The organism is Magnetococcales bacterium (assembly GCA_015231925.1).
In the GTDB taxonomy this organism is placed as follows: Bacteria; Pseudomonadota; Magnetococcia; order Magnetococcales; family JADGAQ01; genus JADGAQ01.
Map to the genome: position 1 here is coordinate 1 of JADGAQ010000034.1, position 16,824 is coordinate 16,824.

The 16,824-nt window shown below is 63.3% G+C and carries 16 protein-coding genes; 12 read left to right on the forward strand and 4 right to left on the reverse strand.

Going from position 1 to position 16,824, the window contains the following annotated elements; genetic code table 11:
* Positions 1-326 precede the first annotated feature (326 nt).
* The 8 genes from HQL56_05945 to HQL56_05980 all read left to right on the forward strand — a co-directional run bounded on the left by HQL56_05945 (position 327) and on the right by HQL56_05980 (position 10,020).
* On the forward strand, positions 327-1,442 hold the full coding sequence (locus HQL56_05945; protein ID MBF0309048.1) for a branched-chain amino acid ABC transporter substrate-binding protein: 1,116 nt from the start codon (positions 327-329) through the stop codon (positions 1,440-1,442).
* Between the two features lie 565 nt (positions 1,443-2,007).
* Complete coding sequence (locus HQL56_05950) at positions 2,008-2,931, forward strand: branched-chain amino acid ABC transporter permease LivH (protein ID MBF0309049.1); 924 nt, start codon at positions 2,008-2,010, stop codon at positions 2,929-2,931.
* Between the two features lie 127 nt (positions 2,932-3,058).
* Positions 3,059-4,309, forward strand: coding sequence for a high-affinity branched-chain amino acid ABC transporter permease LivM (livM, locus tag HQL56_05955; GenBank protein ID MBF0309050.1), 1,251 nt, complete (start codon positions 3,059-3,061; stop codon positions 4,307-4,309).
* Complete coding sequence (locus HQL56_05960) at positions 4,293-5,174, forward strand: ATP-binding cassette domain-containing protein (GenBank protein ID MBF0309051.1); 882 nt, start codon at positions 4,293-4,295, stop codon at positions 5,172-5,174. The genes livM and HQL56_05960 overlap by 17 nt, the downstream gene beginning before the upstream one ends.
* Entirely contained in the window at positions 5,171-5,905 is a 735-nt protein-coding gene (locus HQL56_05965; GenBank protein MBF0309052.1) for an ABC transporter ATP-binding protein, read from the forward strand. The genes HQL56_05960 and HQL56_05965 overlap by 4 nt, the downstream gene beginning before the upstream one ends.
* A 344-nt stretch (positions 5,906-6,249) precedes the next feature.
* Positions 6,250-6,747, forward strand: coding sequence for a phosphatidylglycerophosphatase A (locus HQL56_05970; protein ID MBF0309053.1), 498 nt, complete (start codon positions 6,250-6,252; stop codon positions 6,745-6,747).
* Positions 6,744-7,880 (forward strand): nicotinamide-nucleotide amidohydrolase family protein, encoded by a 1,137-nt coding sequence (locus tag HQL56_05975; protein MBF0309054.1) that lies wholly within the window; start codon positions 6,744-6,746, stop codon positions 7,878-7,880. The genes HQL56_05970 and HQL56_05975 overlap by 4 nt, the downstream gene beginning before the upstream one ends.
* A gap of 19 nt (positions 7,881-7,899) precedes the next feature.
* Positions 7,900-10,020 carry a L,D-transpeptidase family protein gene (locus HQL56_05980; GenBank protein ID MBF0309055.1) on the forward strand — a complete coding sequence of 707 codons (2,121 nt, stop codon included), beginning with the start codon at positions 7,900-7,902 and terminating at the stop codon, positions 10,018-10,020.
* A 609-nt stretch (positions 10,021-10,629) separates the two neighbouring features.
* Here HQL56_05980 and HQL56_05985 read toward each other — a convergent pair.
* From HQL56_05985 to thiS, 4 genes are all read right to left on the reverse strand, one after another.
* Positions 10,630-10,998: a hypothetical protein gene (locus tag HQL56_05985; GenBank protein MBF0309056.1), complete on the reverse strand. Its 369-nt coding sequence runs from the start codon at positions 10,996-10,998 to the stop codon at positions 10,630-10,632.
* A gap of 237 nt (positions 10,999-11,235) precedes the next feature.
* On the reverse strand, positions 11,236-11,775 hold the full coding sequence (locus HQL56_05990; protein ID MBF0309057.1) for a hypothetical protein: 540 nt from the start codon (positions 11,773-11,775) through the stop codon (positions 11,236-11,238).
* 27 nt (positions 11,776-11,802) lie between these two features.
* The gene (locus HQL56_05995; protein MBF0309058.1) at positions 11,803-12,831 is read right to left on the reverse strand and encodes an Rpn family recombination-promoting nuclease/putative transposase; all 1,029 of its coding nucleotides are present in this window, start codon (positions 12,829-12,831) and stop codon (positions 11,803-11,805) included.
* Between the two features lie 20 nt (positions 12,832-12,851).
* Positions 12,852-13,835 carry a sulfur carrier protein ThiS gene (thiS, locus tag HQL56_06000; GenBank protein MBF0309059.1) on the reverse strand — a complete coding sequence of 328 codons (984 nt, stop codon included), beginning with the start codon at positions 13,833-13,835 and terminating at the stop codon, positions 12,852-12,854.
* 206 nt (positions 13,836-14,041) lie between these two features.
* Between thiS and HQL56_06005 the strand changes: the two genes are divergently transcribed.
* Genes HQL56_06005 through accC form a run of 4 tightly spaced genes read left to right on the forward strand, consistent with a single transcriptional unit; the run spans position 14,042 to position 16,811 of the window.
* Positions 14,042-14,470 (forward strand): hypothetical protein, encoded by a 429-nt coding sequence (locus HQL56_06005; protein MBF0309060.1) that lies wholly within the window; start codon positions 14,042-14,044, stop codon positions 14,468-14,470.
* Between the two features lie 24 nt (positions 14,471-14,494).
* A complete protein-coding gene (gene aroQ / locus HQL56_06010) occupies positions 14,495-14,980 on the forward strand; it encodes a type II 3-dehydroquinate dehydratase (protein ID MBF0309061.1) in 486 nt (161 codons plus the stop codon).
* A 12-nt stretch (positions 14,981-14,992) separates the two neighbouring features.
* Complete coding sequence (gene accB / locus HQL56_06015; GenBank protein MBF0309062.1) at positions 14,993-15,457, forward strand: acetyl-CoA carboxylase biotin carboxyl carrier protein; 465 nt, start codon at positions 14,993-14,995, stop codon at positions 15,455-15,457.
* A 4-nt stretch (positions 15,458-15,461) separates the two neighbouring features.
* Positions 15,462-16,811: an acetyl-CoA carboxylase biotin carboxylase subunit gene (accC, locus tag HQL56_06020; GenBank protein ID MBF0309063.1), complete on the forward strand. Its 1,350-nt coding sequence runs from the start codon at positions 15,462-15,464 to the stop codon at positions 16,809-16,811.
* Positions 16,812-16,824 lie beyond the last annotated feature (13 nt).

Here is a 16,824-nt window from a genome sequence, read left to right on the forward strand (position 1 = left end):
CTGGGGCGCTGCCCCAGACCCCGCCGGGGGGGATAATCCCCCCCGGACCCCCGTAGTTACTGGACGGAATTTGTTACTGTTCTGAACGCTGCACAGAACGACCGTATCAACGGCGCAAGGAAAAGTCCCAGGGGTGCCCCCTGGACCCCATGGAGTTGGAGGGTCAACGGCAAAAGTCCCAGGGGTGCCCCCTGGACCCCATGGAGTTGGAGGGTCAACGGCAAAAGGAAAAGTCCCAGGGCGCTGCCCTGGACCCGCCGGGGGGGATAATCCCCCCCGGACCCCCGTAGTTACTGAACGGAATTTTTGGCCACGGAGAGGGTGACATGTTGAAAAGCAAATGGTTTTTGGGGCTTCTTCTGGCAGGCGCCATTCAGGGCAACGCCCTGGCCGCCGAGCCGATCCGCATCGGGGTGGGTGGCCCCCTCTCCGGATCCTATGCCCCCTTCGGGGAACAGTTGTGGCGCGGCGCGGAACAGGCGGCCAAGGACATCAACGCTCGCGGCGGCGTCAAAGGGCGTCCCATCGAGCTGATCAAAGGCGATGACTCCTGCGAGCCCAAACAAGCCGTTTCCGTGGCCAACCGCCTGGTCGATTCCGACAAGGTTCATGTCGTCATCGGCCACTTCTGCTCCTCCTCCACCATGCCCGCCTCCGAAATCTACAGCGAAGCCGGCATCCTGGCCATCACCCCCGCCTCCACCAACCCCATGGTCACGGAACGTAAACTCCCCGGCATCTTCCGTACCTGCGGACGCGACGACCAGCAGGGCGTCGTCGGAGCCGACTTCGTGGTCAAGGTTCTCAAAGCCAAAAAAGTCGCCGTGATCCACGACAAAGACACCTACGGTCAGGGATTGGCCGAAGCGGCACGCAAGCATCTGCAATCCCTGGGCGTGAAGGAGGTGCTCTTCGAAGGCTTGACCCGTGGCGAAAAGGACTTCAACGCCCTGGTCACCAAAATCAAGTCGCTGGAAGCCGATGCCGTCTACTTCGGCGGCTTGCACGGCGAAGCCGGTCCCCTGGTGCGGCAGATGCGCCAGCAGGGCTTGACGGCCCCGCTGGTCTCCGGTGACGGCATCGTCTCCGAAGAGTTCATGGTGGCCGCAGGCGGCGCACAGTTCGTGCAGGGCGTCTACATGACCTTCGGGGCCGATCCGCGACGCATCCCCACCGGACAGAAGGTGGTGGAAGCCTTCCGCAAGAGCGGCTACGAGCCGGAAGGCTACACTTTGTACTCCTATTCGACGCTGGAAGCCATCGCGGCGGCCATCGAGGCGACGAATTCCACGGATGGCGCGGTTCTGGCCAAATGGTTGCATGGAAATACGGTAAATACCATTATGGGACCGAAGGCCTGGGACGCCAAAGGCGATTTGAAAGTCTCCGACTACGTGATGTACGAATGGACCCCGGACGGAAAATACCGCCAAAGGGATTGATCCTGAATTTGCAAAAAGGGTTGGGGGAGCCTGAGGGGGAGCTCCGCTGCCCCCTCAGCGGGGTCCGGGGCAGCGCCCCGGTCCGTTGACGTGCCGGGTCGAAGCGATAAAGAACAATGCCCAACCCGGCGCCTCCTCCATCCCGGTTCAAACTTCGACCCGGCCGGAGGGGGCCAGGGGAGGGCCTCATCCTCCCCATCCTTTTTGGACGCGCCGAAAATGACGTGCCAGCCGTTCATTTTGACAGGGGCTGGAGGATCCTCGCGGGCAATGTGTTCTTTCCGCTGGCCAATCAAACGGCCGATTGGCCAGCGGAAAGAACCATGGCGGGCTCGCTCAAAGCCATCCTTTCGGGAAAAGGACCCCGAAAGGATGGCCTTGCGCGGGGCGAGCCTGGAAGGAAAAGTCAGAGGATTGGAAGGAAAGTCAGAGGATCAAGGGAAAAGTCAAAAGATCAACGGAAAAGTCCTGAGGGGGCAGCGGAGCTCCCCCTCAGACTCCCCCAACCCTTTTTGCTAATTAGAAGATTAGGAAAAAGTTTTTTCAGGACGCAAAGGATTGCGGCATGGAGCCCCATATCATCGGGCAACAATTGATCAACGGACTGGTCCTGGGAGCGATATACGGCCTCATCGCCGTCGGCTATACCATGGTCTACGGCATCATCGGCATGATCAACTTCGCCCACGGCGACATCTACATGGTCGCCGCCTACCTGACCGCCATCTTTCTGGCCACCCTGACCGCCCTGGGCCTGAGCAACCCCCTGCTGGGCCTGGCCATCACCCTGGTCCTGGTCATCGGACTGACCGCCCTCTACGGCTGGACCATGGAACGCATCGCCTACCGCCCACTGCGCCACTCCACCCGACTGGCACCCTTCATCTCGGCCATCGGCATCTCCCTGATCCTGCAAAACATGGTGCGCCTGCTCCAGGGAGCCCGAAACCAGGGGGTGCCCGCCGTACTTGAAGGCCACCTGCGCCTGCAATTGGGCGGGGAGGGAGCCTTTATCCAAATCACCTACATCCAACTGCTCATCGTTGCCGTGGCTTTTACTTCGATGGCTGCGGTTTCCTGGCTGATGGCCAGGACTGCGTTGGGACGTTGTTGTCGGGCCACTCAGCAGGATGCGTTGATGGCTCGGCTTCTTGGTGTTGATACGGATCGCATCATTGCGCTGGTATTTGTTATTGGTGCGGCGTTGGCTGCCGTGGCTGGGGTTTTGGTTACGTTGAATTATGGTTCGTTTGACTTTTTCATTGGTTTTGTTACGGGCATCAAGGCGTTTACCGCGGCTGTTCTGGGTGGTATTGGTTCCTTACCGGGGGCATTGCTTGGCGGCGTTGTACTTGGACTTGCGGAATCCCTCTTTTCCGGATTCGTCAATACCGACTACAAGGATGTCTTCGCCTTCGTGCTGCTTATCGCCGTGCTGATCTTCCGACCCTCCGGATTGTTGGGCCGCGCCGTGGTGGAAAAAGTATGAAAACGCCGTTGTTCATTCATACGGGGGTTCGGGGGGGATTATCCCCCCCGACGGGTCCAGGGCAGCGCCCTGGGACGTTTCCTTTGGCCGTTGACACCATCATGCCGCTGGGGGCAGGGGCCGTTACATGAAAACAACCCTCTCCACCACCCGCGATGCCCTCCTCTGGGGCGCAATGGCCCTGTTGCTGCTGGGGCCCGTCGCCGGACTGGTCCTCACCGGCTACGAGGTGGCTCCAAACTGGCAACGCCCCCTGATGCTGGCCGCCGGTTTCTTCATGCTGCGCTGGCTCTTTCTTCAGGCGCAACACCTGCTGGCAGGGCGCGCCCCGCTGCCCAAAATCGCCGTACACCTGCCCGGATCCCCCTTGCACCATGGGCTGATCCTGTTGGGCCTGGCTTTCGTGTTGCCCTTCCTGCTCTCCAAATACTGGATCGGCGTGGCCATCCTGGCCTTGATCTATGTGCTGCTGGGCCTGGGGCTGAACATCGTGGTGGGGCTGGCCGGACTGCTCGATCTCGGTTTCGTGGCCTTTTACGCCGTCGGGGCCTACACCTACGCCCTGGGCCACGAATACCTGGGCCTGAGCTTCTGGACGGCGCTGCCCTGCGGCGCATTGCTCGCCGGCTGTTGCGGCGCACTGCTCGGTTTTCCCGTGCTGCGCATGCACGGCGACTACCTGGCCATCGTCACCCTCGGTTTCGGCGAGATCATCCGTCTGATCCTCAACAACTGGATGAGCTTCACCGGCGGTCCCAACGGCGTGCAGGCGCCCTTTCCCGCCCTCTTCGGGCTGGAATTCAGCCGTCGGGCTTCGGAAGGCCACGTCACCTTCCACGAATTCTTCGGGCTGGAATTTTCCAACACCTATCGCTTCATCTTCATCTACCTGCTGTTGCTGGCGGTGGTGGCTTTTCTGGTGTTTTTCGTCTCCCGCCTGCGTTTTCTGCCCCTGGGTCGGGCCTGGGAGGCGCTGCGGGAGGATGAAATCGCCTGCCGTTCCCTGGGCATCAACCATGTGTCGATCAAGCTGGCCGCCTTCAGCCTGGGCGCGACCGTGGGCGGCATCGGCGGGGTCTTTTTCGCCGCTTCCCAGGGCTTCGTCAATCCCACCTCCTTCACCTTCTTCGAATCGGTGCTGATTCTGGCCATCGTGGTGCTGGGAGGCATGGGTTCCGTGCCCGGCGTGATCATCGCGGCCATCGTCATCACCGTGCTGCCCGAGCTGCTGCGCGACTTCGCCGAATGGCGCATTCTGCTCTTCGGCATCGCCATGGTTCTCATGATGATCTGGAAACCGCGTGGCCTGCTGCGCCTGAAGCGACCCCGTTTCGACCTGCCCCTGCCCAAGGAGAGACACCATGCTCCTGACGGTTAGGCATCTGACCATGCGTTTCGGCGGCCTCACGGCGTTGCACAACGTCGGCTTCGAGGTCAAAACCGGCTCCATCACCGCTCTGATCGGCCCCAACGGCGCGGGCAAGACCACGGTGTTCAACTGCATCACCGGTTTCTATCGCGCCACCGCCGGCAGCCTGCATCTGCGCCAGCCCGACGGGGAGGAGGTCGATCTGGCGCAGTTGCTGGGGCAGCCCTGGCGACCTTCCGATCTGCGTCATCCAGGGCGATTGGGAGGTAAACTCTTCTACAAGATGTTCGGCGGCTCCCATCGCATCGCCCTGGCCGGGGTGGCCCGCACCTTCCAGAACATCCGGCTGTTCCGCGACATGACGGTGCTGGAAAACCTTCTGGTGGCGCAACACCGTCTGGTCAACCGCAACCTTTGGTCGGGTCTGCTGCGCACCTCCCTGTTTCGCGAACACGAGGAGATGGCGGTGGAGCAGGGGGCCTACTGGCTGGGCTATTTCGACCTGACCCGGGAGGCCAACCGTCCGGCGGGGGAACTGCCATACGGCCATCAACGCCGTCTGGAAATGGCGCGCGCCATGTGTACCAATCCGCTGCTGCTTTGTCTGGACGAACCGGCGGCGGGACTCAATCCCGGCGAAACCCGTGAGCTGGCGGCGCGGATCGGCAAGTTGCGGGATGAGCACGGCGTCACCATATTGCTGATCGAACACGACATGGGGTTGGTCATGGGTTTGTCGGATCATGTGGTGGTGCTGGATCACGGGGAGGTCATCGCCTCCGGTCCTCCGGCGCTGGTGCAGCGGGACGAACGGGTCAAAAAGGCCTATCTCGGCGTGGCGGAAGAGGATGAGGACGGGGAGCTGGAGCCGTGAAGCCGCAACCGTTGCTGCAGGTGGACAAACTCTCTTCCGGTTACGGCCCGATTCAGGCCTTGAAGGGGGTATCCCTGGAGATTCATCCGGGGGAGATCGTGGCTCTGATCGGGGCCAACGGGGCGGGCAAGACCACGTTGCTGATGACGCTTTTCGGCGAGCCGCGTCGGCATGCGGGGCGCGTTCTGCTGGATGGTCAGGACATTTCCGCTTTGCCCACCGCCCGTATCGCCCGCATGGGGCTGTCACTGGTACCCGAGGGGCGGCGCATTTTTCCGGCCATGACGGTGCGGGAGAATCTGGAGATGGGCTTGCTGCCCTTGCGTCCGGAGCCGCCGACGGATCCGGAGCGGGCGTTGCGGGATCTTTTCGAGCTGTTTCCCGTGTTGCGGGAGCGTCAGCAGCAGCGGGCGGGCACTCTTTCGGGGGGGGAGCAGCAGATGTTGGCCATCGGGCGGGCGTTGATGGGCAAGCCGGTGTTGTTGATGCTGGATGAACCGAGTTTGGGACTGGCGCCCTTGGTCTGTCGTCAGATTTTTGGCATTCTGCAAGAGATTGCGGCGACGGGCACCACCATTTTCCTGGTGGAGCAGAACGCCTTTCAGGCTTTGCGACTGGCGCATCGTGGTTATGTGTTGGCCAACGGGGAGGTGCGGTTGAGTGGCACGGGGCGGGAGTTGTTGCACAATCCGGAGGTGGAGCGGGCGTATCTGGGTGGCCACGAAACGTGAGCCGATGGTTTCGGCTAGCAAACAGGGTTGGGGGAGCCTGAGGGGGAGCACCGCTGCCCCCTCAGCGGGGTCCGGGGCAGCGCCCCGGGACGTGGCCTTTGCCGGGTCGAAGCGATAGAAGAGGAATGCCCAACCTGACACCCAATCCCAACCGTGTTCAGGCTTCGACCCGGCGGGAGGGGGCCAGGGGAGGGACTCATCCTCCCCATCTTTGAACCCGCCAACCGGACGAAGCTGGGTCTGTCCGGTCGAAAGCGGCAACGTCCTGGGGCGCTGCCCCGGACCCCCCAGGGGGCCAGCCCCCCCGGACCCCCATTTACCGAAAGGACGCTGGCATGATGACCATGCCCCCCCCGGCAAAATGCCCTTTGGCCCTCTTCATCGCCACCTTCGGCGGTGTGGGGCGTCTGCCGAAAGCGCCGGGAACCTTCGGCACCCTGGCGGCGATTCCCCTGGCCTGGCTGTTGGGTCAAACCTCCGCCATGGTCTACGGCGTCGCCCTGACGGGATTGATCCTCCTCGGCTGGTGGGCCGCCGACCGGGCCGCTCTCTGCCTGGGAAGCAAGGATCCGGGCGCGGTGGTCATCGACGAGGTGGCCGGCTATTGCCTGACGGTCTGCTGGTTTCCCCCCGAGGCGGCCACCCTGCTGGCGGGCTTCGTCCTGTTCCGCCTCTTCGACATCTTCAAACCCTGGCCGGTGGGTTGGCTGGATCGCAACCTTTCGGGCGGGACGGGTATCATGATGGATGATCTGGCAGCCGGTCTGTGGAGCGCGGCGCTGCTCGCCCTGTGGCTGACTCCGGCTTTGACCCACGCCTTCCGAACGGGAGTCTTTCAATGATCAAATGTCTGCTGGTGGTGCCGCGCTGGAGCGATCTGGAAACCCTGTTGCCCCTCTCCGGACGACCCTATCTCGACCTCTTCCTGCACGGGTTGGGCGTCTCCGATATCGCCACCCTCGAAGTCGATCCGGAAGAGCCCTTCGATCCCAACGACACCTCCCCCGAATACGGCCTGATCATCGCCCAGGGCGAACACGGCGGCCGCCTGCGACGCTCCTTCATCTCCAATCTGGGCCTCTCCCTGGGCCTCGACGGGGAGGAGTCGGATCAACTGCGGGTGTTGGGCGCCAAACGTCTGGAAACCGCCGCCGGAGTGACCGCCGGATTCGCGGTGCGGCGTCGGGGACGCATGGTGGCCTTCTGCGAACACTCCATCTGGGAGGTGCGTCACGACCTGGTCAGCACCATTCGCACCTTCCTGGAAGAGGAGCGCTCCGAACGGCGTCGCCGGGCCCCCTCCTGCTGGATGGTGGAAGGCGGTAGCAAAAAACCCGATCTGTCGGACCTCACCGAAGGGGAGCTGTGTTTGAACTGCACCCTGCAAAGCATGCCGGGAGGCGATTGGGCCATGACGCTGCCCGCCTCCATGGGCCCGGAGGTGCGGCAACGGGTCGAAGAGCGCCTGGGGGAGAGCCTCTACGCCAAGGAACCCGTCTTTCTGGAAGAAGAGGTGGCCCGAATCTTCCGCGAGTCGGGCTTGCGGCTGGCCGTGGCGGAATCCTGCACCTCGGGACTGGTGAGCGCCCGCCTGGCCTCGGTGCCGGGCAGCAGCGCCTTCCTGCTGGGCGGCGTGGTGGCCTATGCCAACGCCCTCAAACAGGGCTTGCTGGAGGTTCCGGAGAGTCTGGTGCAGAGTTGCGGCGCGGTTTCCATGGAGGTGGCGCTCTCCATGGCCCGTGGTGTGCAAAGGACCACCGAAGCCGATATGGGCCTGAGCATCACCGGCATCGCCGGTCCCGACGGGGGCAGCGAGGAGAAACCGGTGGGCACGGTCTTCATGGCGGCGGTCTCCCGCTGGGGCAAGGTGATGGAACGTTCGTTCCGCTTCCCGGGGGATCGCAATCGCATCCGGCAACAGGCCAGCCAGGCGGGGTTGCATTTGTTGCGACATCTGCTGGCGGCAGGGATTTAGTCAATCAGGGAGTGATGGCATGAAAGCGGTACAACTGGCGGCCATTCTGGGGTGTCTGGCCCTGTCGCTACCGATGCGGTCGTTCAGCACCGAGGAGGTTCCCCTGGTTCTCACCCCGGAAGGGGTGCTGACCCGTGGCGAGGAGAGTTCCCCTCGCCCGATGAACAAACAGAGGGTCACCCAACCGGTACAGGCTCCGGTTCCGGCGCTGGCTCCGGCGGTGACGCCTCCGGCTCAGTTCGTGCCGACCACCCCGGCGCCGAAAAAGCCGCGTCCCCCGGTGGCGAAAACCTCCCCGGAAGCCCCCCCCCCGGCGGACGATTCCATGACGGGCCCGGTTACCGAAGAGTCCCGCAAGGCGGCGGAAGCGGCGGAAGAGGCCCGCAAGGCGGCGGCGGCGGCGGAAGAGGCCAAAAAGAGGGCAGTCGCCGCCGAGGCGGCGGCCAGGAAAGCCCTGGCGGCGGCGGAAGAAGCCCGCAAGAAGGCCGCGGCGGAAGAGGCCCGCAAGGCGGCTGCCGCGAAGGAAGAGGCCCAAAAGGCGGCGGGGGCGAAAGAAGAGGCTCAAAATACGGCTGGGGAGGACGAAACCCGGAAAGAGGCGGCAGCGGAAGTGGCCCGGAAGAAAGCGGCAGCGGAAGAGGCCCGCAAGAAAGCGGCGGCGGAAGAGGCCCGCAAGAAAGCGGCGGCGGAAGAGGCCCGGAAGTCGGCGGAGACGCCCCATGCCGAAACCGCTCCGTTACCGGCAGCCTCGGAAGCGCCGAAAGCGGCTCCCCATGTGAGCGCCGTTCCGGAAAACCCGGTGAAAAAGACTCCTGCGGCGGAAAAACCGGCTGCATCGCCGCCTGCCGCCCAAAAGCCCCCTCACCTCGCTCCGGTGATCACCCCCGGTTCTCCGACAGCCTTGCCGACGCCGGGAAGCGTGGTAACCGGCACGGGTAAATCCTCTGCGACGCCGGGGGCGACGGCCCAACCGGCCGGTCCCGGCGCGGCCCGCGCTCCGGCGTCGGCTGTGCCCGCAACCGTTCCGCAGGCGGTTACCGCGCCGACTGCCGGTCCCGGTCCCGGTGCGGCCCGCGCTCCGGTATCCCCGGCCGCAGTTCCGCAGTCACCGTCCGCATCGCCTGCCGGGGTTGTGACCGGACCGGCGGCTCCGGGGGCACAGCCCCACCCGGTGGCCGTTGAGCCGACTGCGCCGGAAATGACGACCGTTCCCAAAGAAGGGGTCAATTTGCAGCATTCATCGGCCCTGACCTCCGTGGTGCGGCCCGAAACCGTCGTCGGTCTCTCCGAGCCCTACACCCTGCCTCCCGGAAACGAGGTCATCGATCGGGGTACCCATTTCCACCAGATCGAAAAAGAGGACACCATGATCCATCTGGCCTGGGATTATGGATTCGGTTACACCGAATTCATGATGCACAATCCCGGCGTCAACGAATGGATCCCCCGGGAGGGCAGCATGGTGCGCGTCGAAATGCGGCGCGTACTGCCTTGGGCTCCGGGGAAAGGGCGCAAGATCGTCGTCAACCTGCCGGAAATGCGCCTGTACCAGTGGTTGAGCGATACGGAGGTGCTTTCCTATCCCATCGGCATCGGGCAGGAGGGGTGGGATACGCCGCGCACCACCGCCCGTGTGGTGCGCAAGCAGGCCGATCCCACCTGGTATCCGCCCCCCTCCATTCGGGCGGAAGATCCCGATCTGCCCGCCTCCTTTCCGCCGGGGCCGGACAATCCACTGGGCACCCACGCCATCTACATGACCATTCCGGGCTATCTGATGCACGGCACCGCTCGTCCCTTCGGGGTGGGGCGGCGGGTCAGCCACGGCTGCATCCGCCTCTACCCCGAACACATCATCGACCTTTACGAGACCGTGAAGGTGGGGGATGCGATTCATATCGTGGATCAGCCGGTCAAGGCGGGTTGGTTGGGCAACACCTTGTACCTGGAGGTGCATCCGCCCCTGGAACTGAAGGACGGCAGCAAAAAGAACCTGATGCAGGAAGCTTCCTGGGCGGTACAGGAGGCCTTGAAACGGGGACCTCCGAGGGTGCATGCCGTCATCGATTGGGATCGTATCGAGAAGGTGTTGCAGGAGCCGTCGGGATTGATGGAACCGGTCAGCAAAGAGGTGCAGTAGGGTTTGTCATTGCTACGGGGGTCCGGGGGGCGTATGCCCCCGGACCCCCGTTTTTGTATAAAATTAAACCGGAACTGTATCTGTTCAGGTATACGGGGGTTCGGGGGGGATTATCCCCCCCGACGGGTCCAGGGCAGCGCCCTGGGACTTTTCCTTTCGCTGTTGGTGTCCGACCCCCTGGGGTCCAGGGGGCACCCCTGGGACTTTTCCTTTCGCCGTTGACACGATCATGCCGCGCTGGGCAGGGGCCTGAATATACCGCGTCTACTTTGGAATACGTAATTTTTCTGTATCTGTTCAGGTATACGGGGGTTCGGGGGGGATTATCCCCCCCGACGGGTCCAGGGCAGCGCCCTGGGACTTTTCCTTTCGCTGTTGACGTCTGACCCCATGGGGTCCAGGGGGCACCCCTGGGACTTTTCCTTTCGCCGTTGACACGATCATGCCGCGCTGGGCAGGGGCCTGAATAGTTACCCGGAACTATTTTCCGGCCTTTTCATGTCCGCGCCCACTGCGACCGGGCAAAAAAAAACCGGGAGTTCCGTGTGGTCGAAACCACCTTGGAACTCCCGGCTTTCAGAGGAACTCCGATTGACTCGGAGTGCCGGATTACTTCTTGGCGGGCGCGGCGGCCTTGGCCTTGGCGGGCGCCTTGGCTTTGGCAGGAGCCTTGGCCTTGACGGGAGCCTTGGCACCCTTCTTCTGATTCTTGTTGAACGCATCCTTGGCGCGATTGGCCTCGGCGCGGGCGTCCTCAAGAGCCTGACGGGCGGCGGAAGCTTCACGCTCGGCGGTAGCCGCGCGACGCTTGGCCTCCTCGGACTCCTGCTTCAGACGGGCAACGTCCGCCTGCAGCTTGGACACTTCGGCGCCCTGATCCGGGGCCTTTTCGGCCGGGGTCGAGGAGCAGCCGGCGGCGATCAAGCCGGACATCATGAGGAAAGCGGGAACCACCAACGATTTTCTGATCTGTACCATCGAAAAGCCTCCAATTTAACCTGTATGACAAAGTCGGCAAACGATACCCCCAGCAACACGGGAAATCTAGAACAATTTCCGTGCCAATTATCATTTCTGTACCCGCCTTGCTGGTGGTGACGGGTTGATTTAAAGCAAGATCAATTCCAGGGCCGCATCTTAACAGCGGAATGGCGTTTTGGCTAGACTTTTTTCGCGGCATCGTCAATTTAATCGGAAGGCGTCAAAACAGGGGTGTCAAGAGCGCAGGAAACCAAAGAGGGAACGCCTGGAACAGGCGGTTTCGAGCTGGGTGGAGAGGGATTGGCGCGGAGGTTGGGGCGCCGGTGCCCCGAGGGCGGCCTGCAGGGCCTCCTGGCAAGAGCGGAAGGGGAGGGTCGAGGGCAGCAGGGTTTCCACGAAATAGTGGCCGGTTTCGGGCTCCCACGCGGTCAGCACGCCGATGCGGCGGGAGGACTCCTGCAGAATGACGCCCTGTCCGGGGGCGACGCGGCCTTTGTCGTCGATGGTCAGCGGCATGGCGCTTTGCAGGGAGGGCTCGCGACGGGGGGGATTGATCCAGAAGATGCGCTCCACGGCCCAGGGGGTGACCAGAATGCCGGTGGAGTAGGGATCCTCGAAGGAGCCCTCCTCCATGTGAAGATGGATGCCCAGGGCCCGGTTGAGAGCGCTGTTTTCCGCCTGGGCGGCCATCAGTCGCGCCGCGGCGACCTGAATGGCCACCGGATCGGGCCAGCGCACATCCCAGGAGGGCAGCGTAGCGGAATTGTCAGACATGTTTTTGACGCTCGTCAGCTTTCCGTGTCAATCGGCAAAGATCTCTTCGACGCTGGCCGCATCCAGCAGGCGATCCGACCAGATTTCGAGATGCTCCGGATCCGCCGCCTCGATCCGGGCGGGTACCCACTCCGGCAGATCGTGGAAGCGGCGACGCAACAGGCGAAGGAGAAGTCCTCCCGCCGCTTGTCGGGAGCCTTCCTCCCTGCCTTCCTCCCTGCCGGCTTCTTTGCCCTTCTCCAGGGTTTCCCGGAGTAGATTCGCCGGTACGATGTCGGTCAACCAGGGGGGCGGATTGCTGAGTAATATATTCATGGCGTAGCTGGAGATCATGGGGCTTGCCTCCGTGGGGCGGGCTGTCTGAACCAGTTCCCGCATGGCTTGCGCATCGATGTTTTCATAGGTGACGGCGATATACAGCAGCACCTGATGGAACAGGTCGGGTGCCTCCCGCAATGAGAGTCCCACCAGCTTCATGATACCGCGTTGTTCCTCCTTGCGGAAGACGAATTTGAGGGCCAGAAACCCGGCGCGCAGGCGGGGGTCGGCGGACATGGCCTCATTTTCGATGGTGCCCAGATCGACCACCACATAGCGAAAATTGGGCAGATAGGGCCGCAACGCCGGCTGCGGGGGCATCAGGGCCGCGAGTTCGTCCGGAATGCGCCAGGGGGAGGCCCCGTGATAGAGGATCACCCCGATGATGGCCGGAAGCTGTTCCCAGTCGGGGTTTTCCCGTTCCCAGCGTTCCAGGGCGCGGGTCATGTAGCGGTGCAACTGCCAGGCGGATTTGCGCTCGGGGCGGCTTTTGTGTTCCAGAAGGGTGTAGATGAAGGCTTCGGCGCCGTCCCGCAGTTTGGCCCGATAGAGGCGGTCGCTGAGGTGTTGCCGCAGCTCCTCGTCGATGAAACTGCCTTCCACCGGTTCCGGGGCCTCGGCAGTGAGCAGTGCCGCCACATCCGGGGGCAGCCGTTCCCGCAACAGAACCCCGGCGGTTTCGGGGTCGGCGAGAACGGCTTTCAGCAAATGGTCGTGGGGTTGGGCGAGGTCGCTCATTGACACACCGGGGGCTGGCCTTAAAAAAACAACCCGTCGACCGGGCTTGAGGCCGAAGCATGGGTGCGGCGGGGCATGCGTCCGGCCAGAAAGGCCTCCCGTCCCGCCTGAACCGCCAGTTTCATGGCCGTGGCCATGCGCACGCAATCCCTGGCCTCGGCGATGGCGGTGTTCATCAACACCCCGTCGCAGCCCAGCTCCATGGCCACCGCCGCGTCGGAGGCGGTGCCCACCCCGGCATCCACCAGCACCGGCACCTTGGCCCCCTCCACGATCATGCGTATGGTCAGGGGATTGCGCACCCCCAGTCCCGACCCGATGGGTGCGGCCAGCGGCATCACCGCCACGCAGCCCATCTCTTCGAACTGCTTGCACAGAAAGGGGTCGTCCGTGGTGTAGACCATCACCTTGAAGCCGTCGGCGATGAGTTTTTCCGCCGCTTTGACCGTTTCCGGCATGTTGGGCCACAGATATTTCTGATCCGCCAGCACCTCCAGCTTGACCAGATTCCAGCCGCCCGCCTCACGGGCCAGTCGCAGGGTGCGCACCGCCTCGTCCGCGGTGTAACAGCCGGCGGTATTGGGCAGATAGGTGTAATGCGCCGGATCGAGATAATCGCTCAATCGGGGCGCGGAAGCGTCGCTGAGATTGACCCGCCGCACCGCCACGGTGACGATCTCCGCCCCGGAAGCCTCGATGGCCCGCGCCGTCTCTTCGAAATCCTTGTACTTGCCCGTGCCCACCAGCAGGCGGCTTTTATAGCTGCGTCCATCCAGAATCAGGGGATCCCCGTGCGTCGTCATGCCACCGCCTCCAATGAAATGAACCACCTCCACGCTGTCGCCTTCCAGCAACACCGTTTCGGCGAAATGGGCCTTCTTCACCAGTTCGAGATTGCGCTCCACCGCCACCCGGGTCGGATCGAGTTTCAAGCGTTCCAGCAACGCCCCCACACGACATCCTTCGGGAAGTTCGTACTCCTCGCCATTCAAGCGGATCTTCATGGTTTTACCACCTTTTCCGGGTTTTCAGCCGCAACACCGGGCCATTGTAGGTCAGCCCGCGGCCCGAATGCAAAGCGGGGTCTCGCCGCTCCTTCCGCTTTGCGGCACAAAAGAATTTGCCCAAGTCATCGGGTTCTGGCAAACTGGCGCGGTAACGACAGGGTGGATGGAACGGGGGAAACGGGGTTTCCGGGTCGGGAGGCGGCGTGGCCACAACGGAAGAGATGCTGGAGCAAGTGGTGCAGTTGACCCGGGGGAATCGTCCGCAAGAGGCCGGGGAGCTGATCTCCACCCTGGTGCAGGAGGCCCCCGAGACCGTGGCGCAATGGTATCTGCTGGGGCGTCTGCTCTCCGTCGGCGGCAAAGAGATCGAAGACGAGATCGAACGGCGTCTGGGCGAATACGGCCAGGCTCCGGCCCGGGCCTGGCGCAAGGCGCTGAACGCCATGGGGCCGCTCTCGGGACGGCGTCGCCTGCTGCAGCGGCTGGAGACCCTGCTGCACCGCGTGCAACAGCCCGCGCCGCCGCCGTCGGGTCGGGCCCTGCAGCGGCTGGAGACCCTGCTGGTCCAGGTGCAGCGGCAACGCTGGCAGCGGGAGCAACCCTCTGCCGAAACACCGCTTCGCGCCGGATAGGCCGCCGGAACAGGGGAGGGCGTCATGACGGTTGCCGCGAACATTCTGGTCATCAACGGTCCCAACCTCAACCTCCTGGGGTTGCGGGAACCGGGCATCTACGGACACTTCACCCTGGCCGACATCGAAACCGCCTGTCGCCGGGAGGGGGAGCGGCTGACTTTGACAATCGACTGTTTCCAGTCCAACCATGAAGGAGAGCTGGTGGAGCGCATTCAACGGGCCCGCACCAGCCATGACCTGATCATCATCAATCCCGCGGCCTACACCCATACCTCCGTGGCCATCCGGGATGCGTTGCTGGCAGTCGCCCTGCCGGTTATCGAGGTGCATTTGAGCAATATTCATCAACGCGAACCGTTTCGACACCATTCATATATCAGCGATATCGCCCTGGGAACGATCGCGGGCTTCGGCCTGCACGGCTACCGCATGGCCTTGACGGGAGCCAGGGATTGGCTCGACCGCAAGGCTGCGACGGCTACCCTCGAAACGAACCGGGCTCATTGAAGGGGATGATCCATGGAGCTTAAGGAGATTCGCCAACTCATCAAGATGCTGGAAGGCACCGATGTCACCGAAATCGAGGTGCGCCAGAACGATCAGGTGGTGAGGGTGAACCGCAGTCCGGAGATGGTGCGTCGGGAACGCATGAGTTCCCCCCTCGCCTCACCCTTTTCCGCCTCGCCGGTCGAATTCGTTCCGGCGCCCCCGCCCAAGCCGGAACGGGCCAAATCCTCCGGCAGCGGGGTTTCCATCGTCTCCCCCATGGTGGGCACCTTCTACCGCTCCGCCTCGCCCGACAGTCCCAATTACGTCAACGAGGGGGATGTGGTCAAAAAGGGGCAGACCCTCTGTATCATCGAGGCCATGAAACTCATGAACGAGATCGAAGCCGAGGTCGAAGGACGGGTGACGCACATCCTCAAGGAGAACGCCTCCCCGGTGGAATTCGGCGAGGAACTCTTCGTCATCGAGCCCGTTTGACGCCATGTTCAAGAAGATCCTCATCGCCAATCGCGGGGAGATCGCCCTGCGCGTGCATCGGGCCTGTCGGGAACTGGGCATTCAGACCGTTGCGGTCCACTCCACCGCCGACAGCGAGGCCATGCACGTCAAGCTGGCCGACGAGTCGGTGTGCATCGGTCCGCCCGCCTCGACCGCCTCCTATCTCAACATCACCGCCATCATGGCGGCGGCGGAGATCACCGATACCGAGGCCATCCACCCCGGTTACGGTTTTCTCTCCGAAAACGCCGAGTTCGCCGAGATCGTGCGCGCCTCCGGGCTGACCTTCATCGGTCCCGAGCCGGAGGTGATCCGTCTGCTGGGGGACAAGGTTCGGGCCCGGGCCGCCGTGCAGAAGGCGGGCCTGCCGGTGGTGCCCGGTTCGGACGGGGTGGTGGGCAGCGAGGACAATGCTCTGGAGGTGGCCCGTCAGATCGGCTATCCCATCATCATCAAGGCCGCCGGCGGCGGCGGCGGGCGGGGCATGAAGGTGGTCCACTCCGACGCCGCCCTGATCAACGCCTTTTCCGTGGCCCGCAGCGAAGCGCAACAGTTCTTCAAGAACGAAAACGTCTACATCGAAAAATACCTGGAAAATCCCCGCCACATCGAAATCCAGATCATGGCCGACAAACACGGCAACGCCATTCATCTGGGCGAGCGGGACTGTTCCCTGCAGCGGCGTCACCAGAAGCTGCTGGAGGAGTCGCCCTCTCCGGTACTCGATGCCGCCACCCGCGCCCGTCTGGGCGAAATGGCCGCCAAGGCCGCCCGGGAGGTGGGTTATTCCAGCCTCGGCACCTTCGAGTTCCTGTACAACAACGGCGAGTTCTTCTTCCTGGAGGTCAACACCCGCATTCAGGTGGAACACCCGGTCACGGAGCTGGTCACCGGGCTCGATCTGGTCAAGGAGCAGCTTCGCATCGCCGCCGGGGAGCCCCTCTCCCTGACCCAGGATCAGGTGACGATGCGGGGTTGGGCCATCGAATGCCGCATCAACGCCGAGGATCCGGATCGCAACTTCATACCCTCGCCCGGTGTGATCACCGAGTACCATCCGCCGGGCGGCGGGGGAGTGCGCATCGACTCCGGGGTTTACGCCGGTTACCGTATTCCGCCTTACTACGACTCCATGATCGGCAAGCTCATCACCTACGGCGCCGACCGGGAGGAGGCCATGGCCCGCATGCGTCGGGCTTTGGATGAATTCGTCATCGGCGGCATTTCCACCACCATTCCCCTGCATCAGCGCATTCTGCGCGACGGGGCTTTCCAGAGCGGGCGTTACAGCCTCAACTTCCTGGAACGCTTCCTGAAGAAAAACAGGGCGTGATCCAATCGGGGAG